Annotated in this window: 16 protein-coding genes, 2 tRNA genes and 1 pseudogene; 14 read left to right on the plus strand and 5 right to left on the minus strand. The window is 62.9% G+C overall.

All coding sequences use genetic code 11. The annotated features are described in order from the left end of the window. Window positions 1-2 precede the first annotated feature (2 nt). Entirely contained in the window at window positions 3-815 is an 813-nt protein-coding gene (locus RI103_RS07500) for a tetratricopeptide repeat protein (protein ID WP_310814722.1), read from the minus strand. Between the two features lie 231 nt (window positions 816-1,046). On the opposite strand from RI103_RS07500, the gene cysS reads away from it, so the two are divergent. The 6 genes from cysS (at window position 1,047) to RI103_RS07530 (ending at window position 8,031) form a co-directional block, all read left to right on the plus strand. After that, on the plus strand, window positions 1,047-2,444 hold the full coding sequence (gene cysS, locus RI103_RS07505) for a cysteine--tRNA ligase (protein ID WP_310814724.1): 1,398 nt from the start codon (window positions 1,047-1,049) through the stop codon (window positions 2,442-2,444). Between the two features lie 47 nt (window positions 2,445-2,491). After that, window positions 2,492-3,541, plus strand: a complete 1,050-nt coding sequence (locus tag RI103_RS07510; protein WP_310814725.1) for a DNA-3-methyladenine glycosylase — start codon at window positions 2,492-2,494, stop codon at window positions 3,539-3,541. A gap of 123 nt (window positions 3,542-3,664) precedes the next feature. Continuing rightward, complete coding sequence (locus tag RI103_RS07515) at window positions 3,665-4,636, plus strand: acetyl-CoA carboxylase carboxyltransferase subunit alpha (RefSeq protein WP_007181378.1); 972 nt, start codon at window positions 3,665-3,667, stop codon at window positions 4,634-4,636. Window positions 4,637-4,684: 48 nt separating this feature from the next. Further along, on the plus strand, window positions 4,685-6,121 hold the full coding sequence (gene tilS, locus RI103_RS07520) for a tRNA lysidine(34) synthetase TilS (protein ID WP_310814727.1): 1,437 nt from the start codon (window positions 4,685-4,687) through the stop codon (window positions 6,119-6,121). A 384-nt stretch (window positions 6,122-6,505) separates the two neighbouring features. After that, window positions 6,506-7,756 carry an aspartate kinase gene (locus tag RI103_RS07525; protein ID WP_310814729.1) on the plus strand — a complete coding sequence of 417 codons (1,251 nt, stop codon included), beginning with the start codon at window positions 6,506-6,508 and terminating at the stop codon, window positions 7,754-7,756. 181 nt (window positions 7,757-7,937) lie between these two features. Next, window positions 7,938-8,031 (plus strand) — tRNA-Ser (locus RI103_RS07530). Between the two features lie 229 nt (window positions 8,032-8,260). On the opposite strand, the gene RI103_RS07535 is transcribed toward RI103_RS07530, so the two are convergent. Together RI103_RS07535 and RI103_RS07540 are read right to left on the minus strand one after the other, a co-directional pair. Next, the gene (locus RI103_RS07535; protein WP_310815291.1) at window positions 8,261-8,410 is read right to left on the minus strand and encodes a hypothetical protein; all 150 of its coding nucleotides are present in this window, start codon (window positions 8,408-8,410) and stop codon (window positions 8,261-8,263) included. 7 nt (window positions 8,411-8,417) lie between these two features. Further along, window positions 8,418-8,754, minus strand: a pseudogene (locus tag RI103_RS07540) (porin); the annotation flags it as partial. 187 nt (window positions 8,755-8,941) lie between these two features. Here RI103_RS07540 and RI103_RS07545 point away from each other — a divergent pair. Next, window positions 8,942-9,289 (plus strand): hypothetical protein, encoded by a 348-nt coding sequence (locus RI103_RS07545; protein WP_310814731.1) that lies wholly within the window; start codon window positions 8,942-8,944, stop codon window positions 9,287-9,289. Window positions 9,290-9,431: 142 nt separating this feature from the next. Here RI103_RS07545 and fabI read toward each other — a convergent pair whose 3' ends face one another. After that, entirely contained in the window at window positions 9,432-10,223 is a 792-nt protein-coding gene (fabI, locus tag RI103_RS07550) for an enoyl-ACP reductase FabI (RefSeq protein WP_310814732.1), read from the minus strand. 246 nt (window positions 10,224-10,469) lie between these two features. Here fabI and RI103_RS07555 point away from each other — a divergent pair, with 246 nt between their 5' ends. The 5 genes from RI103_RS07555 (at window position 10,470) to RI103_RS07575 (ending at window position 16,961) form a co-directional block, all read left to right on the plus strand. Continuing rightward, complete coding sequence (locus tag RI103_RS07555) at window positions 10,470-12,332, plus strand: extracellular solute-binding protein (protein ID WP_409076979.1); 1,863 nt, start codon at window positions 10,470-10,472, stop codon at window positions 12,330-12,332. Between the two features lie 40 nt (window positions 12,333-12,372). Continuing rightward, complete coding sequence (locus RI103_RS07560; protein ID WP_310814734.1) at window positions 12,373-13,410, plus strand: ABC transporter permease subunit; 1,038 nt, start codon at window positions 12,373-12,375, stop codon at window positions 13,408-13,410. Then, a complete protein-coding gene (locus RI103_RS07565; RefSeq protein ID WP_310814735.1) occupies window positions 13,410-14,516 on the plus strand; it encodes an ABC transporter permease in 1,107 nt (368 codons plus the stop codon). Before RI103_RS07560 ends, RI103_RS07565 begins: the two co-directional genes overlap by 1 nt. Further along, the gene (locus RI103_RS07570) at window positions 14,513-16,147 is read left to right on the plus strand and encodes a dipeptide ABC transporter ATP-binding protein (protein ID WP_310814736.1); all 1,635 of its coding nucleotides are present in this window, start codon (window positions 14,513-14,515) and stop codon (window positions 16,145-16,147) included. Before RI103_RS07565 ends, RI103_RS07570 begins: the two co-directional genes overlap by 4 nt. Before the next feature lie 136 nt (window positions 16,148-16,283). Then, window positions 16,284-16,961, plus strand: coding sequence for a C40 family peptidase (locus RI103_RS07575; protein ID WP_310814737.1), 678 nt, complete (start codon window positions 16,284-16,286; stop codon window positions 16,959-16,961). Window positions 16,962-17,067: 106 nt separating this feature from the next. Here RI103_RS07575 and RI103_RS07580 read toward each other — a convergent pair whose 3' ends face one another. Then, window positions 17,068-18,036 carry a patatin-like phospholipase family protein gene (locus RI103_RS07580; protein WP_310814738.1) on the minus strand — a complete coding sequence of 323 codons (969 nt, stop codon included), beginning with the start codon at window positions 18,034-18,036 and terminating at the stop codon, window positions 17,068-17,070. 407 nt (window positions 18,037-18,443) lie between these two features. Here RI103_RS07580 and gltX point away from each other — a divergent pair, with 407 nt between their 5' ends. Further along, window positions 18,444-19,853 carry a glutamate--tRNA ligase gene (gltX, locus tag RI103_RS07585; protein ID WP_310814739.1) on the plus strand — a complete coding sequence of 470 codons (1,410 nt, stop codon included), beginning with the start codon at window positions 18,444-18,446 and terminating at the stop codon, window positions 19,851-19,853. A gap of 122 nt (window positions 19,854-19,975) precedes the next feature. Next, window positions 19,976-20,051, plus strand: a tRNA-Ala gene (locus tag RI103_RS07590). The last annotated feature ends 106 nt before the right edge of the window (window positions 20,052-20,157 follow it).

Raw genomic sequence — 20,157 nt, forward strand, 5'->3', positions numbered from 1 at the left:
CTTTACTTCGACGGCGCCATGTAAGGTGGCATGGCGAGCGAGCCGTTCGCGCCGCCGTACTGGAAGCTCGGCGTCTGCGTCATGTTCGAGGTGGCGCGGGCGGTGTAGTCGTCTTCCGGGGCGGCGGCCCGTTTCGGCTGGGCCGGGGTCTTGACCGGCGCAATGACTTTCTGAATGTCCGCGAGACGCTGCGTGGTGGTGGGGCTCGCCTTGCCGAGGCTCTGCGCGCGACGATAGGCCTCGTTGGCCATGCGCAGATACAGGTCGCCGAGATTCTCGTACGCGAGGCCGTAGCCCGGGTTGACCTTGGTCGCCGTTTCGAGCGCGGCGCGCGCTTCGGCATAATGGCCTTGCTTGGCGTAAAGCGCGGCGAGGTTGTTATACGGCTCGGGCAGCTCGGGGTACATCTGGGTGAGCTCGATGAACGCGGCGATGGCTTCGTCGTCGCGATTCAGGTGGGCGAGCACGGTGCCGCGCTTGAACCTGGCTTGCGCGTCGCGCGGATTCGAGGCGATGCGCGCGTCGAGCTGGGTCAGCGAGGCCGCCCAGTTTTTCTGCGCGATCGACGCGTCGATTTCCGGCGTGTTGTCGCGCACGGCGGGGCCTTGCGGCAGCGTGGCGGCTTTTTGCGCAAAGGCGGCCGCGGCCGGCACGGCCGCAAGGGCGACGGCCAGGGTGACGCGCAACGTGAGGGCACGCGTGGCATGACGGGCAACGCCAGGAGCGACACCGCGGCTCATGCCGCGCGTGACGCCACTGAAGGCCGCCGCGGCGAGGGTCGCAGCGCTGCGTGCGCGGCCGCTTGAAGGTTTCATAGGCTCAGGTCTGGATGTTATACTCCGACCCATTCTAACAAAAGGTCTGCGCGTTCCGTCGAACCGCAAACTGTCTTTTCGCCACTCGTGGTCGTCTCCGCCTTGATCGCAGCCTGACCGCCGCACCAGGTGCACCGGTTTTGCTGTATGCGACGCACCCGCCGTCTGTTCGCGGGGCGCGGCGCGCATGAAACACATTGCGGATTTCTTTCGGCCCACGCACCGTTCTCTATGGAATCACTGCGCATCTACAACACGCTCGCGCGTGACAAGCAAACTTTCGTGCCGCTGCAAGAAGGCGTCGTGCGGATGTACGTCTGCGGGATGACCGTGTACGACTATTGTCACGTCGGCCATGCGCGCGTGATGGTCGTGTTCGACATCGTGCAGCGCTGGTTGCGCACGCTCGGCTACGACGTGACCTACGTGCGCAATATCACGGATATTGATGACAAGATCATCCGGCGCGCAGTGGAGAACGGCGAAACGATCAAAGCGCTGACCGATCGCTTCATCAACGCATTGCATGAAGACGCGGACGCGCTCGGCATCCAGCGGCCCGACCTCGAGCCGCGCGCCACTGACTTCATTGCGCAGATGCTCGGCATGATCGAACAGCTCGAAGCGAACGGCTACGCCTATCAGGCAAGCGACGGCGACGTCAACTATGCGGTGCGCAAGTTCGCGAACTACGGCAAGCTCTCGGGCAAGTCGCTCGAAGATCTGCGCGCGGGCGAACGCGTCGCGGCGAACGACGCGAAGCAGGACCCGCTCGACTTCGTGCTGTGGAAACAGGCCAAGCCGGAAGAGCCCGCCGACACAGGCTGGGATTCGAAATATGGACGTGGGCGTCCCGGCTGGCATATCGAATGCTCGGCGATGGGCTGCACGTTGCTCGGCGAGCATTTCGACATTCATGGCGGCGGCCAGGACCTGCAGTTTCCGCACCACGAAAACGAAATAGCGCAAAGTGAAGCTGCTACCGGTCAAACCTTCGTCAATTTCTGGATGCACAACGGCTACGTACAGATCGACAATGAGAAGATGTCGAAGTCGTTGAACAACTTCTTTACGATCCGCGAAGTATTGGCGCAGTACGATGCCGAAGTCGTGCGCTTCTTTATCGCGCGCGCGCATTACCGCTCGCCGTTGAACTACAGCGACGTGCATATCGACGACGCCCGCAACGCCCTCGCGCGTTTGTACACCGCACTGAAGGACGTCACGCCGGACGACGCCGGAATCGACTGGAACGAAGCGCATGCGCAGCGTTTCCAGGCAGCAATGAACGACGACTTCAACACGCCGGTAGCAGTGTCGGTGTTGTTCGAGTTGGCAACTGAAGTGAACCGCACGCGCGACGCCGCGCTGGCCCGTCAATTGCGCTCGCTGGGCGCGGTGATCGGACTGCTCGGCCGCGAGCCGCGTGCATATCTGCAGCAGGCAGCGGGGGCAGCAGCCGCTGGCGCACTCGAGCCCGCCGCGATCGAAGCGAAGATCGCCGCGCGCGTGGCCGCCAAGCAGGCGAAGGACTATGCGGCAGCAGACCGGATCCGGGCCGAATTGCTCGAGGCCGGCGTTGCACTTGAAGACAAACCCGGCGGGTCGACCGAGTGGCGGCGCGTGTGAGCGCACCTCGACTTACCCTTTGATCGACTCGCCAGGCAGGAGGCAGGATGGCAACGGCCACGAAGACGCCGGCTAAACGAGCCGCGTCTCAAACAAACGCAGCAACCGCGGCAAAGTCGACACGCACGTCGGCTCGCACGGGCAGCGGCGCGGTAGGGAAAGCATCGTCGAAAGCCGCCGGGGTGGCGGCCAAGAGCGCAGCGGGCGCAGCGAAAAAAACCACCGTGCAGCGCGCGCTCAACGGCGCGTCGGCCCATGCGCCGCTCGTGAAGCGTGCGAAGGCGTCGCGTGCGAAGAGCAATGGCGTCTTGCCGGCTGAACTGGCCGGCGACGTGCAGGAGCTCGCCCGCGTAACGGGTGAGGGGCACGAAGGCGAAGTCGTGCGCAAGACGCGCGCGTCCGCAACCACGGGCGGCGAAGCTGCGAGCGCGAGCGAAGTCGCGGTGCCGGTGCAGATCGGCGGTCTTACGCCTGAAGTCACGCGTCCGGCCTATTGGGACAAGGCGTGTGCCGATCTCGTCAAGCGCGATCGCATTCTGAAGAAGCTGATTCCGAAGTTCGGCCCGGTGCATCTGCTGAGCCGCGGCGATCCGTTCGTCACGCTCGCGCGTTCAGTGGTCGGCCAGCAGATTTCGGTTGCGTCCGCACAAGCCGCCTGGGCGAAGGTCGAGGCCGCCTGTCCGAAGCTGGTGCCGCAGCAGTTCATCAAGCTCGGTCTGGACAAGCTGACCACGTGCGGACTGTCCAAGCGTAAGGCCGAGTACGTGCTCGATCTCGCGCAGCATTTCGTGTCGGGTGCGTTGCATGTCGGCAAATGGACGTCGATGGAAGACGAGGCGGTGATCGCCGAACTCACGCAGATTCGCGGCATCGGCCGCTGGACGGCGGAGATGTTCCTGATCTTCAACCTCTCGCGCCCCGACGTCCTGCCGCTCGACGACCTCGGCCTGATCCGCGCGATCAGCGTCAACTACTTCAGCGGCGAACCGGTTACGCGCAGCGAAGCGCGCGAGGTCGCCGCCAACTGGGAGCCGTGGCGCACTGTCGCCACCTGGTATATGTGGCGTAGTCTTGACCCGTTGCCGGTCGACTACTGAACAAGAAGAGACGGGACCATCTCAAAAGCTATTAATGTTAAAAATTGATAGTTGCGAGATGGTTTTGACATTGGCGCGCGCGGTTAGAATACGCGCTGCCGGTAAGTCCAAGGATTACAACCAATGAAGACCACCTTTCTGGATTTCGAGCAGCCGATCGCTGAACTCGAAGCGAAGATCGAAGAATTGCGCTTCGTGCAGGACGATTCGGCCGTCGATATTTCGGAAGAGATCGAGCGGCTGTCCAAGAAGAGTCAACAGCTCACCAAAGATCTGTACGCGAACCTCACGCCGTGGCAGGTTTCGCAAATCGCCCGTCATCCGCAACGCCCGTACACGTTCGACTACGTGAACGAGCTGTTCACCGATTTCCACGAACTGCACGGCGACCGCAACTACGCGGACGACCTGTCGATCGTCGGCGGCCTCGCGCGTTTCAATGGCCAGGCATGCATGGTGATCGGCCATCAGAAGGGCCGCGACACGAAGGAGCGCGCGCTGCGCAACTTCGGCATGCCGCGTCCGGAAGGCTATCGCAAGGCCGAACGTCTGATGCGTCTCGCCGAAAAATTCGGCTTGCCGATTTTCACGTTCATCGACACGCCGGGCGCGTACCCGGGCATCGGCGCGGAAGAGCGCGGCCAGTCGGAAGCGATCGGCCGCAATCTGTATGTGATGGCCGAACTGAAAACGCCGCTGATCGCGACGATCATCGGCGAGGGCGGTTCGGGCGGCGCGTTGGCCATTGCAGTTGGCGACAGCGTGCTGATGCTGCAATTCTCGACCTATTCGGTGATCTCGCCGGAAGGCTGCGCATCGATTCTCTGGAAGAGCGCCGCGAAAGCGCCGGAAGCCGCGGAAGCGCTCGGCCTGACCGCGCACCGCCTGAAGGCGCTCGGCCTGATCGACAAGATCGTCAACGAGCCGCTGGGCGGCGCGCATCGCGATCCGAAGGGCATGGCCGCCATGTTGCGCCGTGCGCTCGCCGATTCGCTGCGCCAGTTCCAGGGCATGAGCATCAACGACCTGCGTCAACGCCGTTTCGAACGGCTGATGTCGTACGGCAAGTTCAAGGAAACGACGCCGGGTGCCTAAGCCCGCGCGCGTTCTCTTTCGTCGTTCGGCGCCCAGCGCGCGAGCAACGTGACTTCCACCGCCGATACGCCCGCCGACCGCCTCGTTCTCGAGGCGGTCGGCTTTTCGTTGTCTACATCTCCCGCTAACTCGCGTATTGCGATTGCGTTCAGTGGCGGCGTGGATTCGAGTGTGTTGCTCGATGCCGCGGTGCGTGTCGCGGGCGCCTCGCGTTGCATCGCGCTGCATGTGCATCATGGGCTGAGTGCTCATGCCGATGCGTGGCTCGCGCATTGCGAGGCGTTTGCGCTTGAGCGTGGCGTCGAGTTTGCGGCACAGCGCGTCGAGGTGTCGTGTGACGCGGGTGTGAGCGTGGAGGCCGCCGCGCGCGACGCGCGTTATCGCGCGCTGGACGGCATGTGCGCGTCGCGCGATATCGCCACGCTGTGGCTCGCGCAACATGCGGACGATCAGGCGGAAACCGTGCTGTTGCAATTGCTCCGAGGCGCCGGTCTCGCGGGCCTTGCCGCGATGGCGCCCGAGTATTTGCCGGCGGGCGCGTCGGCGACGCGCGTGCGGCCTTTGCTTCATCTGCTGCGCGCGCAACTCGAGCAATACGCGAGCGAGCGCGCGTTGCGCTGGATCGACGACGAGTCGAACGCGGATACACGCTACGCGCGCAATGCGTTGCGCCACGAGGTGGCGCCGGCGCTGGCCGTCCACTTTCCCGGGTTTCGCGATGCGCTCGCGCGCACGGCGGCGCACGCGGCGTCGGCGCAGCGTTTGCTCGATGCGCTTGCACGCATCGATATGGGAGAAGCGTCACGCGACGAAGGGCGCGCTCTATCGCACGATGCATTGCTCGCGCTCGGCGACGACCGCGCGCTCAACCTGATGCGCTACTGGATGCGCACGTTGGGCCTTGTCGCTGCCTCCAGCGCGCGTCTTGGCGATGCGCTGCGTCAGCTGCGCGAGATCGGCGCGGCAGGCGAGGGCCATGGCCTGCGTATCGATCATGCGGGTCATGCGTTGCGCAGCTATCGCGGCCTCGTGTATTGGGAAACAGGCGACAGCAGCGAGCCCGCCGACGAGACCGCGCTCGCCGCGCGCGCGGTCAGCGAACTCGCGTGGCAGGGCGAATCGATCTGGCGCTTGCCGCAATGGCGCGGCACTTTCATATTCGTCGACGCGAGCGCGGCCGCAGGCGACTCCGGCACGATTCCCGCGGGCGTCTTGCAACGCGCTGTGTTGAGCGCACGTTCACGCAGCGGCGGCGAACGGATGCGCACGAGCGAAGCGCGCAATGCGCCGAGCCGCACGCTGAAAAACCTGTTTCAGGAGCGCGGTATTCCCGCATGGAAACGCGACGTGCCGCTGCTCTACATCGGCGACGATCTGCTGTTCGTGCCCTTGCTCGGGGTCAATCGCGCAGTGTTGCCGGATCAGGTCGACGAGGGCGAATCGCGCGTCAAGATCATCTGGCGCGAGGATTTGCTGATCGCCTGACCGACCGGTCGGACACTTGGATTACCTGAGCGGTGAATCTGGAAACAGGGCGCAAATTTGCATGAAACAAGCCTTTGCAGCCGTTATTCAGCGCGTTTCGATGGCCTTTTCGGCTTGTCTTTTTGCGCTCGATCGGGTACGTTAACTTGTTTGCCCGACCCGATTTCGCCGTCGCTTTTGTCAATGTTGTCGGTTTGCGATCGTGATCCGTCGTTTCCGGTAAGCCATCAGCGATCATTCCCGGGCAAATCCGCGCGTGCTGCACGCGTGCTGCATCTACGCCGCCACACACTCTGCCGTCGTTCACAAGACGCTGCGCTCCTGTGCTTTTGTGCGGTCGTCTCCAGCGCGCCAGCGCGGTTTCTCCTCCAGTTCAGAACGACAATGGCACTCATCGTACACAAATACGGCGGCACCTCGATGGGCTCGGTCGAGCGCATCAAGAACGTCGCCAAGCGCGTCGCGAAATGGCACAAGGCTGGCCACAAGATGGTCGTCGTGCCGTCGGCGATGTCCGGCGAAACCAACCGCTTGCTCGGTCTCGCGAAAGAAATCACAAGCCAGCCGAGCCCGCGCGAACTCGACATGATCGCCGCCACGGGCGAGCAGGTCAGCTCGGGGCTGCTCGCCATCGCGCTGCAGGAAGCCGGCGTCGAGGCGGTCAGCTACGCCGGTTGGCAAGTGCCGGTCAAAACGGATAGCGCGTTCACGAAAGCGCGTATCAGCGAAATCGACGGTGAGCGCGTGCTGCGCGATCTCGACGCAGGCAGGGTGGTGGTGATCACCGGCTTCCAGGGCATCGATCCCGACGGCCACATCACTACGCTCGGCCGTGGCGGTTCGGATACCTCGGCGGTTGCGGTCGCGGCTGCGTTGAAGGCCGATGAATGCCTGATTTACACGGACGTCGACGGGGTCTACACGACCGACCCGCGCGTAGTGGAAGAAGCGCGCCGGCTCGATCGCGTGACGTTCGAAGAAATGCTGGAAATGGCGAGCCTGGGTTCGAAGGTGCTGCAGATCCGCTCGGTGGAATTCGCCGGCAAATATCAGGTGAAGACACGCGTGTTGTCGAGCCTGACCGATCCGCTGATACCGCTCGACGCTGAAATGAAGTCGGGCACCCTGATTACTTTTGAAGAAGACGAGACCATGGAAAAAGCAGTCATCTCGGGCATCGCGTTTCAGCGCGACGAAGCTCGCATCGCCGTGATGGGTGTGCCCGACAAGCCGGGCATCGCGTATCAGATTCTCGGCCCGGTGGCGGACGCGAATATCGACGTCGACATGATCATCCAGAACCAGAGCGTGGAAGGCAAGACGGCGTTCACATTCACGGTCGGCCGCGGCGACTATCAGCACGCCATGGACATCCTCACGGGCCAGGTGAAGGGTCATGTGCAGGCCGAGCAGGTGCTGGGCGATCCGAAGGTGTCGAAGGTCTCGGTGGTCGGTGTCGGCATGCGCTCGCACGTCGGGATCGCGAGCACGATGTTCCGCACGCTGTCGGAAGAGGGCATCAACATCCAGATGATCTCGACGTCCGAAATCAAGATCTCTGTGCTGATCGACGAGAAGTACATGGAGCTCGCCGTGCGCGCGCTGCATAAGGCCTTCGAGCTGGATCAAGCGTAATTTGCTTCGAACAGCGGGGTGGACAGGAGCGCTCCGTTTGTTTTGTGTGGCCGAGGTGAATGAATTGCGTCGTCAGTGACGAAACTGGCACAAAAAGTGTTCACGAGACATTGACCTTCGCGGTGCGGCCCGCTATTATCTTGGCTTCGTCGCGCTGACTCCCTGCGCGACCGAAAGTTTGGGAGACGTGGCCGAGAGGTCGAAGGCACTCCCCTGCTAAGGGAGCATCTGGGCCAAAACCTGGATCGAGGGTTCGAATCCCTCCGTCTCCGCCAGCAGTGGCGGCAAACCCCGCAGAGTTCAGGCTCTGCGGGGTTTTGTTTTTTGGGGTGTCGCAATTGCGGTGTCTTTCCACTTGCCGCGAGACTGATAGGGCCTTGCCTCGTCATTCCGGCGACGACCCGACCAGACTTCGAGCGTGAAGACACGACGTCAGTATGCCTTGCTCTTGTTTCCGCGATTGACCGCCGCTGTTGGACCTCATCCGCCCACTGCAACCAACATTTAGCTCAGCTTGTAAATCGCCGCTGCCGTGTCATGCAAGAGTATTCGCTGTTCCGAAAGACTGAATTGCGCTATCGCCTCGAAGTACGCGCGATGGAGCTGTTCGAGGCCGCAGGCGAGCTTGCTGATCGGCATATGACTGGCGAACATGCACCACGCTCGTCGCCATGTCCTTCAGCTTCACGTAGCCCCGCTGCGACCGCGAGCGGCTTGTAGTCGTAGCGAAACGCCGCGCTGAAATCGCCGCCATTGGCCACGTCTCCCGGCACGCCACAAGCCGTATTGCGCGCTAAATTGCGGACCCGCGACGTTCGGCCACAGATAGGCAACCGAATCGTTGAAACGCAGCGTGGTGTCGAGCGCGTCGACATCGTCTGGGTGGGCGCCGGTTGCGCCGGTCAGCACGCCCTTCGGCCAGAGCGCGCCGACCATCTGGGAGTAGGGCGTGTATTGGCGGCCAAGCGTGACCGTCTCCCGTATCGATCGTTGCTGAGTCAGATTTACGCTTGCCGATTGAACAGGCAAGCCGCCGCTTCTTCACCAAACCATGTCCAATGTAACGAGACGTAACCGCGCGGTCGTGCGGGCGATGTTATGCATCAGTTATTACAAAGTTGAAATACGCGGAGCGACGCCTTGCGCTATATTCCCGCCAACAACACATCTTCTAAAGGGTGATCGATGAAGTCCGCTCGTCTTGTTCCACTTCTGATTGGGATTTTCGCGTTGGGTGCGTCGGGTGCTGCAATGGCCGGCGGCCTCAATGTTGGTGTCAACATCGGCATTCCGGCACCGGTCTACGTCGCGCCGGCGCCGGTTTATGCACCGCCGCCGCCGCCTCCGCCGCCGGTCGTCTATCAACCGGCCCCCGTGTACTACGGCGGCCCGGCAATCGTGATCGGCTGGCATGGCGACCGCTACTGGGACGGCCGCCGCTACTGGGCGCGCGATGACTGGTATCGCCATCATCCCCCGGGCCATTACAACTACGGCCACGACCATTACGATAATCACCGCGGCTGGCACTAAGCGTCCAGACTGCAGTAGATCGAATCACGCAGTCGAAGAAAAACCGCCCGGCAGGGCGGTTTTCTATTGGGCCTCTGCAACGACACGCGCACAAAACGCAGCGGCGCGACTTGAGCACCGCCCGCTCACGCGAAAGACACGCTCACTCCGACACCGCGGCCATACCGCCCACTACCGCATTAAAACCGCTATCGACGTGCACGATCTCCGCCGTCACGCCGGCCGCCAGATCCGACAGCAGGAACGCCGCCGTGTTGCCGACCTGTTCGATCGTCACGTTGCGCCTGAGCGGTGCGTTCTGTTCGACGAACTCGAGAATCTTGCCGAAGCCCTTGATGCCGCTCGCGGCGAGGGTCTTGATCGGGCCCGCCGAAATGCCGTTGACGCGCACGCCTTTCGCCCCGAGTGAGACCGCCAGATAACGCACGCTCGCTTCGAGCGAAGCCTTGGCGAGACCCATGGTGTTGTAGTTCGGAATCGCGCGCTCGGCGCCGAGGTAGCTCAGCGTGAGCAACGACGCGTCCGGCGTGAACATGGATTGCGCGGCCTTCGCGAGCGCCGGGAAACTGTACGCGGAGATATCGTGCGCGATGCGAAAATTTTCGCGCGTCATGCCGTCGAGGAAATCGCCGGCAATCGCCTCGCGCGGCGCAAAGCCGATCGAGTGAACGAGACCGTCGAGGCCGTCCCAGCGTTGCTTGAGCGAAGCGAAGAGGGCGTCGATCTGCGCGTCGTCGGCAACGTCGCAGGGGAACACCAGGTCGCTACCGAACTCGGTCGCGAACTCGGTGATGCGGTCCTTGAAGCGCTCGCCAACATAGGTGAATGCCAGTTCGGCGCCTTCGCGCCTGCAGGCCTGCGCGATGCCGTAGGCAATCGAACGGTTCGACAACAAGCCGGTCAGCAGGATACGTTTGCCAGCGAGGAAGCCCATGGAATCTCCTGATCGGTTCGGCGCGCCGCGCACGTCGACACTGTGCGCAACGGACGTGCGGATCGCGCGGGTTTATTGGGTAGAATTCTCTCACACTGCAATTGTTCACTGATCAACAAGGCCCCTATGACAACTGGCTCGCGACGGGTTCCAACGCCTCGTGCACTCCGGTGCAGTGTGATTCGCAGACCCTCGCGTGACAGCCTTGCGATTGCGCCGCGTTCATGGCGCTCGGCCTGCGCCGCGATGATGTGCGGCGTGCTGGCCGTGGCCGGTTTGCTCGTGGCGCCGCGGGCGCATGCGGTCTATGCGATCGCGCAATACGGCGAGCCGAAATATCCGGCGGATTTCAAGCACTTCGACTACGTCAACCCGGACGCGCCGAAAGGCGGCACGCTGGTGCTCGCCAATCCGAGCCGTCTCACCAGCTTCGACAAATTCAATCCGTTCACGCTGCGCGGCAATACGGCGCCCGGTGTGGATCTGATGTTCGAAAGCCTGACTGTCGGCAGCAGCGACGAAGTGGCGTCCGCTTACGGGCTGCTCGCCGACGACATCAACATCGCGGCGGATGGCCTGTCGGCGACCTTCCACATCAATCCGCGCGCGCGGTTTTCGGACGGCGATCCGGTCACCGCCGACGACGTCAAGTTCTCGCTCGACACGCTGAAAAGCCCGCAAGCGGCGCCGCAATTCGCATCGATTTTCGGCGAGATCACGCGCGCGGTGGTGGTCGACCCGCACACCATTCGCTTTGAGTTTCACCAGCGCAATCGCGAGTTGCCGTTGCTCGCGGGCGGCATACCGGTGTTCTCGCGCAAGTGGGGGATGAAGCCGGACGGCAGCCGCATTCCATTCGATCAGCTTGCGTTCGAAAAGCCGATCGGCAGCGGGCCTTATCTGATCGAGCAATACGACAACGGCCGCACGATCACCTACCGGCGCGACCCGAATTACTGGGGCGCGGCGCTGCCGGTGCGCGTCGGCATGAATAACTTCGACCGCATCGTCTACAAGCTCTATTCGGATAGCACGGCGCGGCTCGAAGCGTTCAAGGCGGGGGAGTACGACGCGCTGGTCGAATATGTCGCGCGCAACTGGGTGCGGCGTGATGTCGGCAAGAAGTTCGATAGCGGCGAGCTGATCAAACAGGTATTCCCGCAACATAACGGCACCGGCATGCAGGGCTTCATGCTGAACACGCGGCGGCCGTTGTTTCAGGACGTGCGCGTGCGCAAGGCGCTTGATCTCGCGCTCGACTTTCAGTGGCTCAATCGGCAGTTGTTCTTCAATCAGTACACGCGTATCGACAGTTTCTTCGCCAACACCGATCTGCAGGCGAAGGGGCTGCCTTCGCCGGGTGAATTGGCCTTGCTGGAACCATGGCGCGCGAAGCTCGATCCGGCGGTGTTCGGGCCGCCGCCGAAGCAGCCGGATACCGATCCGCCCGGCTCGCTGCGCGCCAATCTGCTGCAAGCGCGCGCGCTGTTGCAGCAGGCCGGCTGGACCTACCGCGACGGCGCATTGCGCAACGCCAGGGGCGAACCGTTCCGCTTCGAGATTCTCGACGACTCCGGCTCGTCCGCGCAGATGGAGCCGATCGTCGCAACCTTCATCCGTAATCTGCAGAAGCTAGGCATCGAGGCTACGTTTCGCGTGTCGGATTTCGCGGTCTATCAGAAGCGTCTGGACGCATTCGATTTCGACACCACCACCATCCGCATGCCGGACGTGCAAGTGCCCGGCTCGGAGCAGATCGAACGATTCGGCAGTAAGGCCGCGGGTACGCAGGGTTCCGATAACATGATCGGGCTGAAGTCGCCCGTGGTGGACGCGATCCTGAGCGCACTCGTGCATGCGCAGACGCGCGAGCAACTGGTCGACGCCACGCACGCGCTCGACCGTGTGCTGATGCATGGCTACTACGTCGTGCCGCACTGGTACAGCGCGACGCATCGGGTGGCGTTCAAGCGCGGCCTTGCATGGCCGAAGACGCTGCCCCTGTACTATTCAGCGGAAGGCTGGATCACGTCGATGTGGTGGTTCGCGCAGCCACAAACGCAGCCACAAGCGCAATTGCAGCCGCAAGCACAGCCTCAGCCGCGCTAACGCGTCATTCATTCACCGCCATCGCACCGGAAACGCCGCCATGTGGAGCTACATCCTCAAACGCCTGCTGCTGATGATCCCGACCTTGCTCGGCGTGTTGACGCTGACCTTTGTCGTCATCCAGTTCGTTCCTGGTGGCCCGGTGGAGCAGATGCAGCACGAGTTGCGCAAGGGCGCGGAAAACGGCGCGCCGTTCGGCCTGCGCGCGCATAACGGCGTCGACGCGCAGCAGATCGCGCAGCTCAAAGCGCTATATGGTTTCGACAAACCGCCGCTCGAGCGTTACGTGCTGATGCTCAAGCGCTTCTCGACCTTCGATCTCGGTCAGAGCTATTTCCGCCATCAAAGCGTGTGGTCGCTGATCGTCTCCAAGCTGCCGGTCTCGATCAGCATCGGCTTATGGACGTTCTTCCTGACGTATCTGATATCGGTGCCGCTCGGCATTGCGAAGGCGGTACGCAACGGCTCGCGCTTCGATGTCGCGACGAGTCTCGTGGTGCTGATCGGCTACGCGATTCCTGGCTTCGTGCTGGGTGTGTTGCTGCTCGTGCTGTTCGGCGGCGGCACGTTCCTGCAGCTGTTTCCGCTGCGCAATCTCACTTCGGACAACTGGGCGCAACTGAGTGTGGCCGGCAAGATTCTCGACTATCTGTGGCATATCGCGTTGCCGATCACGGCCTCGGTGGTGGGCAGTTTCGCGGTCGTGACCATGCTGACGAAAAACGCTTTTCTCGATGAGATCCGCAAGCAATACGTGCTCACCGCGCGCGCCAAAGGTCTGTCGGAAAAGCGCGTGCTGTGGAAGCACGTGTTCCGCAATGCGCTGTTGCCGCTGATCGTCGGTTTTCCGGCCGCGTTTATCGGCGCGTTCTTCACCGGCAGTCTGCTGATCGAGACGCTGTTTTCGCTCGACGGCCTCGGGCTGCTGTCATACGAATCGGTGGTGCGGCGCGACTATCCGGTCGTGCTCGGCACGCTGTATCTGTTCACGCTGATCGGGCTCGCGACCAAGCTGATTTCCGATCTTTGCTATGTGTGGGTCGATCCCCGCATCCAATTCGAACAACTGGAGCGCTGATGAATCGAGCCCGTCTTTCCGCCGATGCGTCGGCGCGCACCGAACCGGCCCGCGCGTTCGTCTCGCCTTCGCCCGCGCGCCGCGTGTGGCAGCGCTTTCGTCAGCAGCGGCTCGGCTACTGGAGTCTGATCGTGTTCGTCGTGGCGTTCGCGGCGAGTCTGGCCGGCCCGCTGTGGTCGAACGACAAGCCGCTCGTGGTGCGCTACGAAGGCAACCTGTATTTCCCGATGTTTAAGACCTACGCCGAGACCACGTTCGGCGGCGACTTTCCGACGCCGGCCGATTACCTCGACCCGTATATCAAGCATCGTTTCGACGCGCCGGGCAATTTCGCCGTGTATCCGCCGAATCGTTACTACTACGACACGCTGAACTACTTTTCGAAGGCGCCGAACCCGGCGCCGCCGTCGCGCGACAATTGGCTCGGCACCGACGACCGCGGCCGCGACCTGTTCGCGCGTCTTTTATACGGCTTCCGGGTCTCGGTGGAATTCGGTCTGGTGCTGACGCTGATCGGCACGATTCTTGGCATCGCGGCGGGGGCGGTGCAAGGTTATTTCGGAGGACGTACCGATATCGTCGGGCAGCGTCTGATCGAAATCTGGAGCGCCATGCCCGAGCTTTACCTGCTGATCATCTTTTCGTCGATCTTCGAGCCGGGCTTCATTCTGCTGATCGTGTTGCTCTCGCTGTTCGGCTGGATCGGCTTGTCCGATTACGTGCGCGCCGAATTTCTACGCAATCGCCACCAGGACTACGTGCGCGCGGCACGCGCGATGGGCTTGTCGAACTGGCAGATCATGTGGCGCCATGTGCTGCCCAACAGCCTCACGCCGGTGATCACATTCCTGCCGTTCCGCATGAGCGGCGCCATTCTCGCGCTGACGAGCCTCGACTTTCTCGGCCTGGGCGTGCCGTCGCCGACGCCGAGCCTTGGTGAACTGCTCGCGCAAGGCAAGGCGAATCTCGACGCGTGGTGGATTTCGCTGTCCACCTTCGGCGTGCTGGTGGCAATGCTATTGCTGCTGACCTTCATGGGCGACGCGCTGCGCAACGCGCTCGATACCCGTATCTCCGATGCCATGCGCGCCGGAGGCAATCAATGAGCGCGAGCTTGCAGACCAACGCACAACCGGCCACGACGACGCCGCTGCTCGAACTGGACCATCTCCACGTGCGCTTCGGCGACACCGTCGCGGTCAGCGACGTCACGCTCGCGATCCAGCGCGGAGAGCGGGTGGCGCTGGTCGGCGAATCGGGTTCGGGCAAGAGCGTCACCGCGCTGTCGATCCTGCGTCTGTTGAGCGACGCGCAGGTGAGCGGTTCGATCCGTTTCGACGGCCAGGACCTGCTCGGCAAGAGCGAGCGCGAGATGCGCGGCTTGCGTGGCTCGGACATCGCGATGATCTTTCAGGAGCCGATGACCGCGCTCAATCCGCTCTACACAGTCGGCGACCAGATCGCGGAAACCGTCGTCGTGCATGACGGCGTGACGGCGAACGAGGCGCGCAAGCGCGCCGTGGCGCTGCTTGGACGCACCGGCATCGCCGAGCCGGGCAACCGCGTGAACAGCTATCCGCATCAGCTGTCGGGTGGCCAGCGCCAGCGCGCGATGATCGCGATGGCGCTGGCGTGCCGCCCACGTCTCCTGCTGGCTGACGAGCCGACCACGGCGCTCGACGTGACGATCCGCGCGCAGATCGTCGACCTGCTGCTGGAGTTGCAGCGCGACGAAGCGGAAAAACGCGGCATGGCCGTGCTGCTGATCACGCACGACCTGAACCTGGTGCGCCATTTCGCGCAACGCATCGCGGTGATGGAGAAGGGCGTTCTGGTGGAGAGCGGGCCGGTCGAGCGGGTGTTCGAGTCGCCGCAGCATCCGTACACGCAGCGTCTGCTGGCGAGCCGCCCGCAACGCACAGTGGTGCCGGTGTTGCCGATTTCTCCGGTGCTGCTGGAAGCACGCGGAATCTCGGTCGATTTCAAAACGAAGCTGCCGGGTTTCAGCGGCTGGTTTCACTCGGGGCGGTTTCGCGCCGTGGCGGATGCGAGCGTGTCGGTGCGTCAGGGCGAGACGCTGGGGATCGTCGGCGAATCGGGCTCGGGTAAATCGACGCTGGCGATGGCCTTGCTCGGTCTGCAACGCACCGTGCACGGCGAAATCGAGTTCCAGGGCAGGGCGCTCGGCAGCTATCGCGGCGCGGAACAGACGACCTTGCGGTCGAACATGCAGGTGGTCTTTCAGGACCCGTTCAGTTCGCTTTCGCCGCGCCAGACGATCGAACGGATCGTTGGCGAAGGGCTCGCGCTCCACCGGCCGGCCATGACGCCGCACGCGCGCCGCGACAAGGTGGTCACGGTGCTGCGCGAAGTCGGCCTCGACCGCACGGTGCTGCAGCGCTATCCGCACGAGTTCTCCGGCGGGCAGCGTCAACGGATCGCGATCGCGCGCGCGCTGGTGCTAGAGCCGCGCATCCTGATCCTCGACGAACCGACCAGCGCGCTCGACGTTTCCATTCAACAGCAGGTGCTGAAACTGCTCGCGGGGTTGCAGCAGAAGTACAATCTCGGCTTCGTTTTTATTAGCCACGACTTGGCGGTCATCGGGGCGATGGCGCATCGTGTCGCGGTTATGCAAAACGGTTCGATCGTCGAAAGCGGCGAGGTTGAGCAGATTTTTGCGACACCCGCGCACCCCTACACTCGAAAGCTGCTGAAAGCCGCGCTGGACCATTGATTTCCCGCTTTTTCACCAATTGGGTGCGTGTCTCGATTGTATTTTTCTATTTGTTTTGACACGTGAATACTTACTGGCTAGTATCGACCAAACTTTTTCCGTAGACCCCTGATTTTTAGGCAAAAAATACCGACCAATGCAGCACAGAAACCTAACCCAGGCTTGCACGCGCGTCGTCGCCGGGATGTTCATTGGCGTCTTGATGGCAGCAGCTCCCGGCGCGTTCGCCGACGAAGTAAGCAGTTTCAATCAGAATGCCTCATATTCGACCCCCAGCGGGTCGAATTCGTTGTCCACTCCCGCTCCCACTCCCACTACGCAAGCAGCCGCTCCGGATAGCGATGGCGGCGCCAAATCGTTCCTTTCCGGCATGGCCGGCAAAGCAGGCGACGTGGTCGTCGGCGCGCTGAACATGATCGGCGTGCGCTACCGTTGGGGTGGCAACACTCCGGATTCGGGGCTCGATTGCAGCGGATTCGTCCGCTACGTGTTCCAGGACACCCTTGGTATGGCGCTGCCGCGCCGCGCCGAGGAAATGAGCCGCGTCGGCGAGAAGGTTCGCGTGAGCGACCTGAAGCCGGGCGATCTGGTGTTCTTCAACACCATGCGCCGCACGTTCTCGCACGTCGGCATCTATATCGGCGACAATAAGTTCGTGCATTCGCCCTCCACGGGCAGCACGATCCGTGTCGACGACATGGATGACGGCTACTGGGAAAAGCGCTTTACCGGCGCGCGGCGGATCGAGGCGTCGTATCAGGACGGCCAGGATCTGCGCAAGCGCGTGAACGCGGCAATCGGCGGCAATCAATAAGATTGCGTTGGCGGTCCCGCGGCGTAAAAAAAGCCTGCTTCGAACGAAGCAGGTTTTTTGTATTTGAGCGGCTGGCCAGGCCGCTCTAAGGACCGTTTCGGTCCGGTCAGGCCGCGGCCCGACTTGCCGCCGCCAGCTTGCGTTGCAGTTCCGGCATCATCTTCGCCACCGCTTCCTCGCCGGCCAGAATCGCCGCATTGCGCTGCGAGAAATCACTGCCGCTCATTGCAGCCAGATTCGGGCGGATCACGATATCGGCGTACTTGTCGAGTTCATAGGCCTTGATCGTCTGACCCATGATCGTGAAGGTCTGCATCAGCACGTCGAACGAACTGGCCGTCAGGCCGCTTTCCGGACGCTGCGAGATATCCACGGCGATCACGAAATCCGCGCCCATCTTGCGCGCGAACGACGCCGGCACCGGGCTCACCAGACCGCCGTCCACATACTCATGGCCGCCGATTTTCACCGGCTCGAAAATCGACGGCACGCTGCACGACGCGCGCACCGCGATACCAGTGTTGCCGCGCTGGAACAGGATTGGCTGGCCGGTCTTCAGGTCCGTGGCGACCACGCCGAGCGGCTTGGCCATCTTTTCGATCGGACGGTTGTTGAGCGTCGCGTTCAGGTAGTTCTGCAGCGCGACGCCTTGCAGAAAGCCGCGCGTGCGAAATGGCATGGCCCAGTCGCTGATCGACGCTTCGTCCATGGTCAGCGCGAGCTTGTTCAGCGCAAAGCCGTTCATGCCCGACGCGTACAGCGCGCCCACCACCGAGCCCGCGCTGGTGCCGGCCACCAGATCGACCTGGATATTGCGCGCCTCGAGCCCCTTGATCACGCCGATGTGCGCGAAGCCGCGCGCGGCGCCACCACCCAGCGCGAGCGCGACGCGCAGCGGCCGCTGCGGCTTGTCGAGCGGCGGCGTGGGCGTAACGGGCGTAACGGGCGTGACGGGTGTAACGGCGACGGGCGTGCCGTCGGTCTTGCTGCCGGTCGTGGTGCAGGCGGCCAGCACGGCGGAGGCGGCGGCCAGTGAAAAGTTGCGGCGGGCGAGGCTAGGCGATGAGGGCTTCAACGAATTCTCCAGCAACGGCGCGGGCAACGCACTCGGCGTCGCCGGTGGCCGCGATCAGGCGGATAGTCAGGCGGACGGGATCGCCAGCGGCGATGCCATGCGCTGTGGATCTATCTCCGGCCGCAGCGCGGGCACATCATAAAGCAAAGCTCAGCGCGCGCGGCGGCGCGGTAATGAAACGTTGCAGAGGACGCCTTCAGGCGCCGTGCAGCGCGGCGTGCACGTCGCACTTGGCCATTCGGACGAGGGCAGGAAAGACGCTTCTCGAAGGTATAATTCGGCTCTCGCATTTATTTCCTTCGTGCCCATGCACGGCGTTGTTCTGCCGAATGGGCGCGCTCCGCTGCCGCGCTTCACGGGCGATGTCAGTCCTCAGGCGCCGGCGCCCGTCTTCCGAGTAACCGCTAATGACCACCTCCGTTCGTACCCGTTTCGCACCGAGTCCCACCGGCTTCATCCACCTCGGCAACATTCGCTCCGCGCTTTATCCGTGGGCGTTCGCGCGCAAGATGAAAGGGACCTTCGTGCTGCGGATCGAGGACACCGACGTCGAGCGCTCCACCACCGAATCCGTCGAAGCCATTCTCGAAGGCATGGCGTGGCTCGGCCTCGATTTCGACGAAGGCCCGTTCTACCAGATGCAGCGCATGGACCGCTACCGCGAAGTGCTCAAAGAGATGCAGGACGCGGGGCTGGTGTACCCGTGCTACATGTCGACGGAAGAACTCGACGCACTGCGCGAGCGTCAGCGCGAAGCCGGCGAAAAGCCGCGCTATGACGGCACGTGGCGTCCGGAGCCGGGAAAGGTTCTGCCGGAGCCGCCGGCGGGCGTGCAGCCGGTGCTGCGCTTTCGCAACCCGCTCACCGGCGTGGTGGCGTGGGACGACGCCGTGAAAGGCCGCATCGAGATCTCGAACGAGGAGCTCGACGACCTGGTGATCGCGCGTCCGGACGGCACGCCGACCTACAACTTCTGCGTGGTGGTCGACGATCTGGACATGCGCATCACGCACGTGATTCGCGGCGACGATCACGTCAACAACACGCCACGGCAGATCAACATTCTGCGCGCGCTCGGCGGCGAGCCGCCGGTCTACGCGCACTTGCCGACTGTGCTGAACGAGCAGGGCGAGAAGATGAGCAAGCGCCACGGCGCCATGAGCGTGATGGGTTATCGCGACGCCGGTTTCCTGCCGGAAGCAGTGGTCAACTATCTGGCGCGCCTCGGCTGGTCGCATGGCGACGCGGAAATTTTCTCGCGGGAGCAGTTCGTCGAGTGGTTCGATCTGGAGCATCTGGGCAAGTCCCCGGCGCAATACGACTACGACAAGCTGAACTGGCTGAATGCGCACTACATCAAGGAAGCGGATAACCAGCGTCTCGCCGGGCTGGCCGAGCCGTTCTTCACCGAACTGGGTATCGACGCAGCCGCGCTCGCCCAGGGCGCCGATCTGACGGCCGTCGTGGGCTTGCTGAAGGACCGGGCGTCGACGGTGAAGGAAATCGCGGAGAACGCCGCGATGTTCTATCGCACGCCGGCGCCGGATGCCGAAGCCGTTGCGCAGCATGTGACCGAGGTGGTGCGTCCGGCGCTCGCCGATCTGGCGGCCGCGCTCAAGACCGTGGAATGGAGCAAGGAAGCCATCGCCGCCGCATTGAAGGCGACGCTCGGCGCGCACAAGCTGAAGATGCCGCAGTTGGCCATGCCGGTGCGTCTGCTGGTGGCGGGCACGACGCATACGCCGTCGATCGACAGCGTGCTGATGCTGTTCGGGCGCGATGTCGTCGTGGGCCGTATCGAAAAAGCGCTGGCCTGAGCGCGTTCGCGCGTGCCTTGAGAGGGTTTGCATGCGCCTTGTGAAAAAAGACGCATGCAATTGCTCAAAGGGTATTTACAAAGCGCAAATTGGCCTCTAGAATCTCGTTTCTGTTCTGCAAGGGGGGTATAGCTCAGCTGGGAGAGCGCTTGCATGGCATGCAAGAGGTCAGCGGTTCGATCCCGCTTACCTCCACCATCAGAGCAGAATGAAGTCGTTCCGAAGTCTGGAGTTGTAGCAAAAAGACTTCACAAACAGTTGTAACGTAGTTAGAATATCGGTCTTTGCTGCTGACCAAGCAGAA

It is taken from the genome of Paraburkholderia sp. FT54, assembly GCF_031585635.1.
Lineage (GTDB): Bacteria > Pseudomonadota > Gammaproteobacteria > Burkholderiales > Burkholderiaceae > Paraburkholderia.

Excerpts from the sequence above, each read along its gene's own strand:
- RI103_RS07575 (WP_310814737.1), top strand. The coding sequence starts at position 16,284 with ATGCAGCACAGAAACCTAACCCAGGCTTGCACGCGCGTCGTCGCCGGG.
- RI103_RS07565 (WP_310814735.1), top strand. The coding sequence starts at position 13,410 with ATGAATCGAGCCCGTCTTTCCGCCGATGCGTCGGCGCGCACCGAACCG.
- RI103_RS07510 (WP_310814725.1), top strand. The coding sequence starts at position 2,492 with ATGGCAACGGCCACGAAGACGCCGGCTAAACGAGCCGCGTCTCAAACA.
- RI103_RS07555 (WP_409076979.1), top strand. The coding sequence starts at position 10,470 with ATGATGTGCGGCGTGCTGGCCGTGGCCGGTTTGCTCGTGGCGCCGCGG.
- RI103_RS07560 (WP_310814734.1), top strand. The coding sequence starts at position 12,373 with ATGTGGAGCTACATCCTCAAACGCCTGCTGCTGATGATCCCGACCTTG.
- RI103_RS07515 (WP_007181378.1), top strand. The coding sequence starts at position 3,665 with ATGAAGACCACCTTTCTGGATTTCGAGCAGCCGATCGCTGAACTCGAA.
- cysS (WP_310814724.1), top strand. The coding sequence starts at position 1,047 with ATGGAATCACTGCGCATCTACAACACGCTCGCGCGTGACAAGCAAACT.
- gltX (WP_310814739.1), top strand. The coding sequence starts at position 18,444 with ATGACCACCTCCGTTCGTACCCGTTTCGCACCGAGTCCCACCGGCTTC.
- RI103_RS07525 (WP_310814729.1), top strand. The coding sequence starts at position 6,506 with ATGGCACTCATCGTACACAAATACGGCGGCACCTCGATGGGCTCGGTC.
- RI103_RS07545 (WP_310814731.1), top strand. The coding sequence starts at position 8,942 with ATGAAGTCCGCTCGTCTTGTTCCACTTCTGATTGGGATTTTCGCGTTG.
- RI103_RS07500 (WP_310814722.1), bottom strand. The coding sequence starts at position 815 with ATGAAACCTTCAAGCGGCCGCGCACGCAGCGCTGCGACCCTCGCCGCG.
- RI103_RS07570 (WP_310814736.1), top strand. The coding sequence starts at position 14,513 with ATGAGCGCGAGCTTGCAGACCAACGCACAACCGGCCACGACGACGCCG.
- RI103_RS07535 (WP_310815291.1), bottom strand. The coding sequence starts at position 8,410 with ATGTTCGCCAGTCATATGCCGATCAGCAAGCTCGCCTGCGGCCTCGAA.
- fabI (WP_310814732.1), bottom strand. The coding sequence starts at position 10,223 with ATGGGCTTCCTCGCTGGCAAACGTATCCTGCTGACCGGCTTGTTGTCG.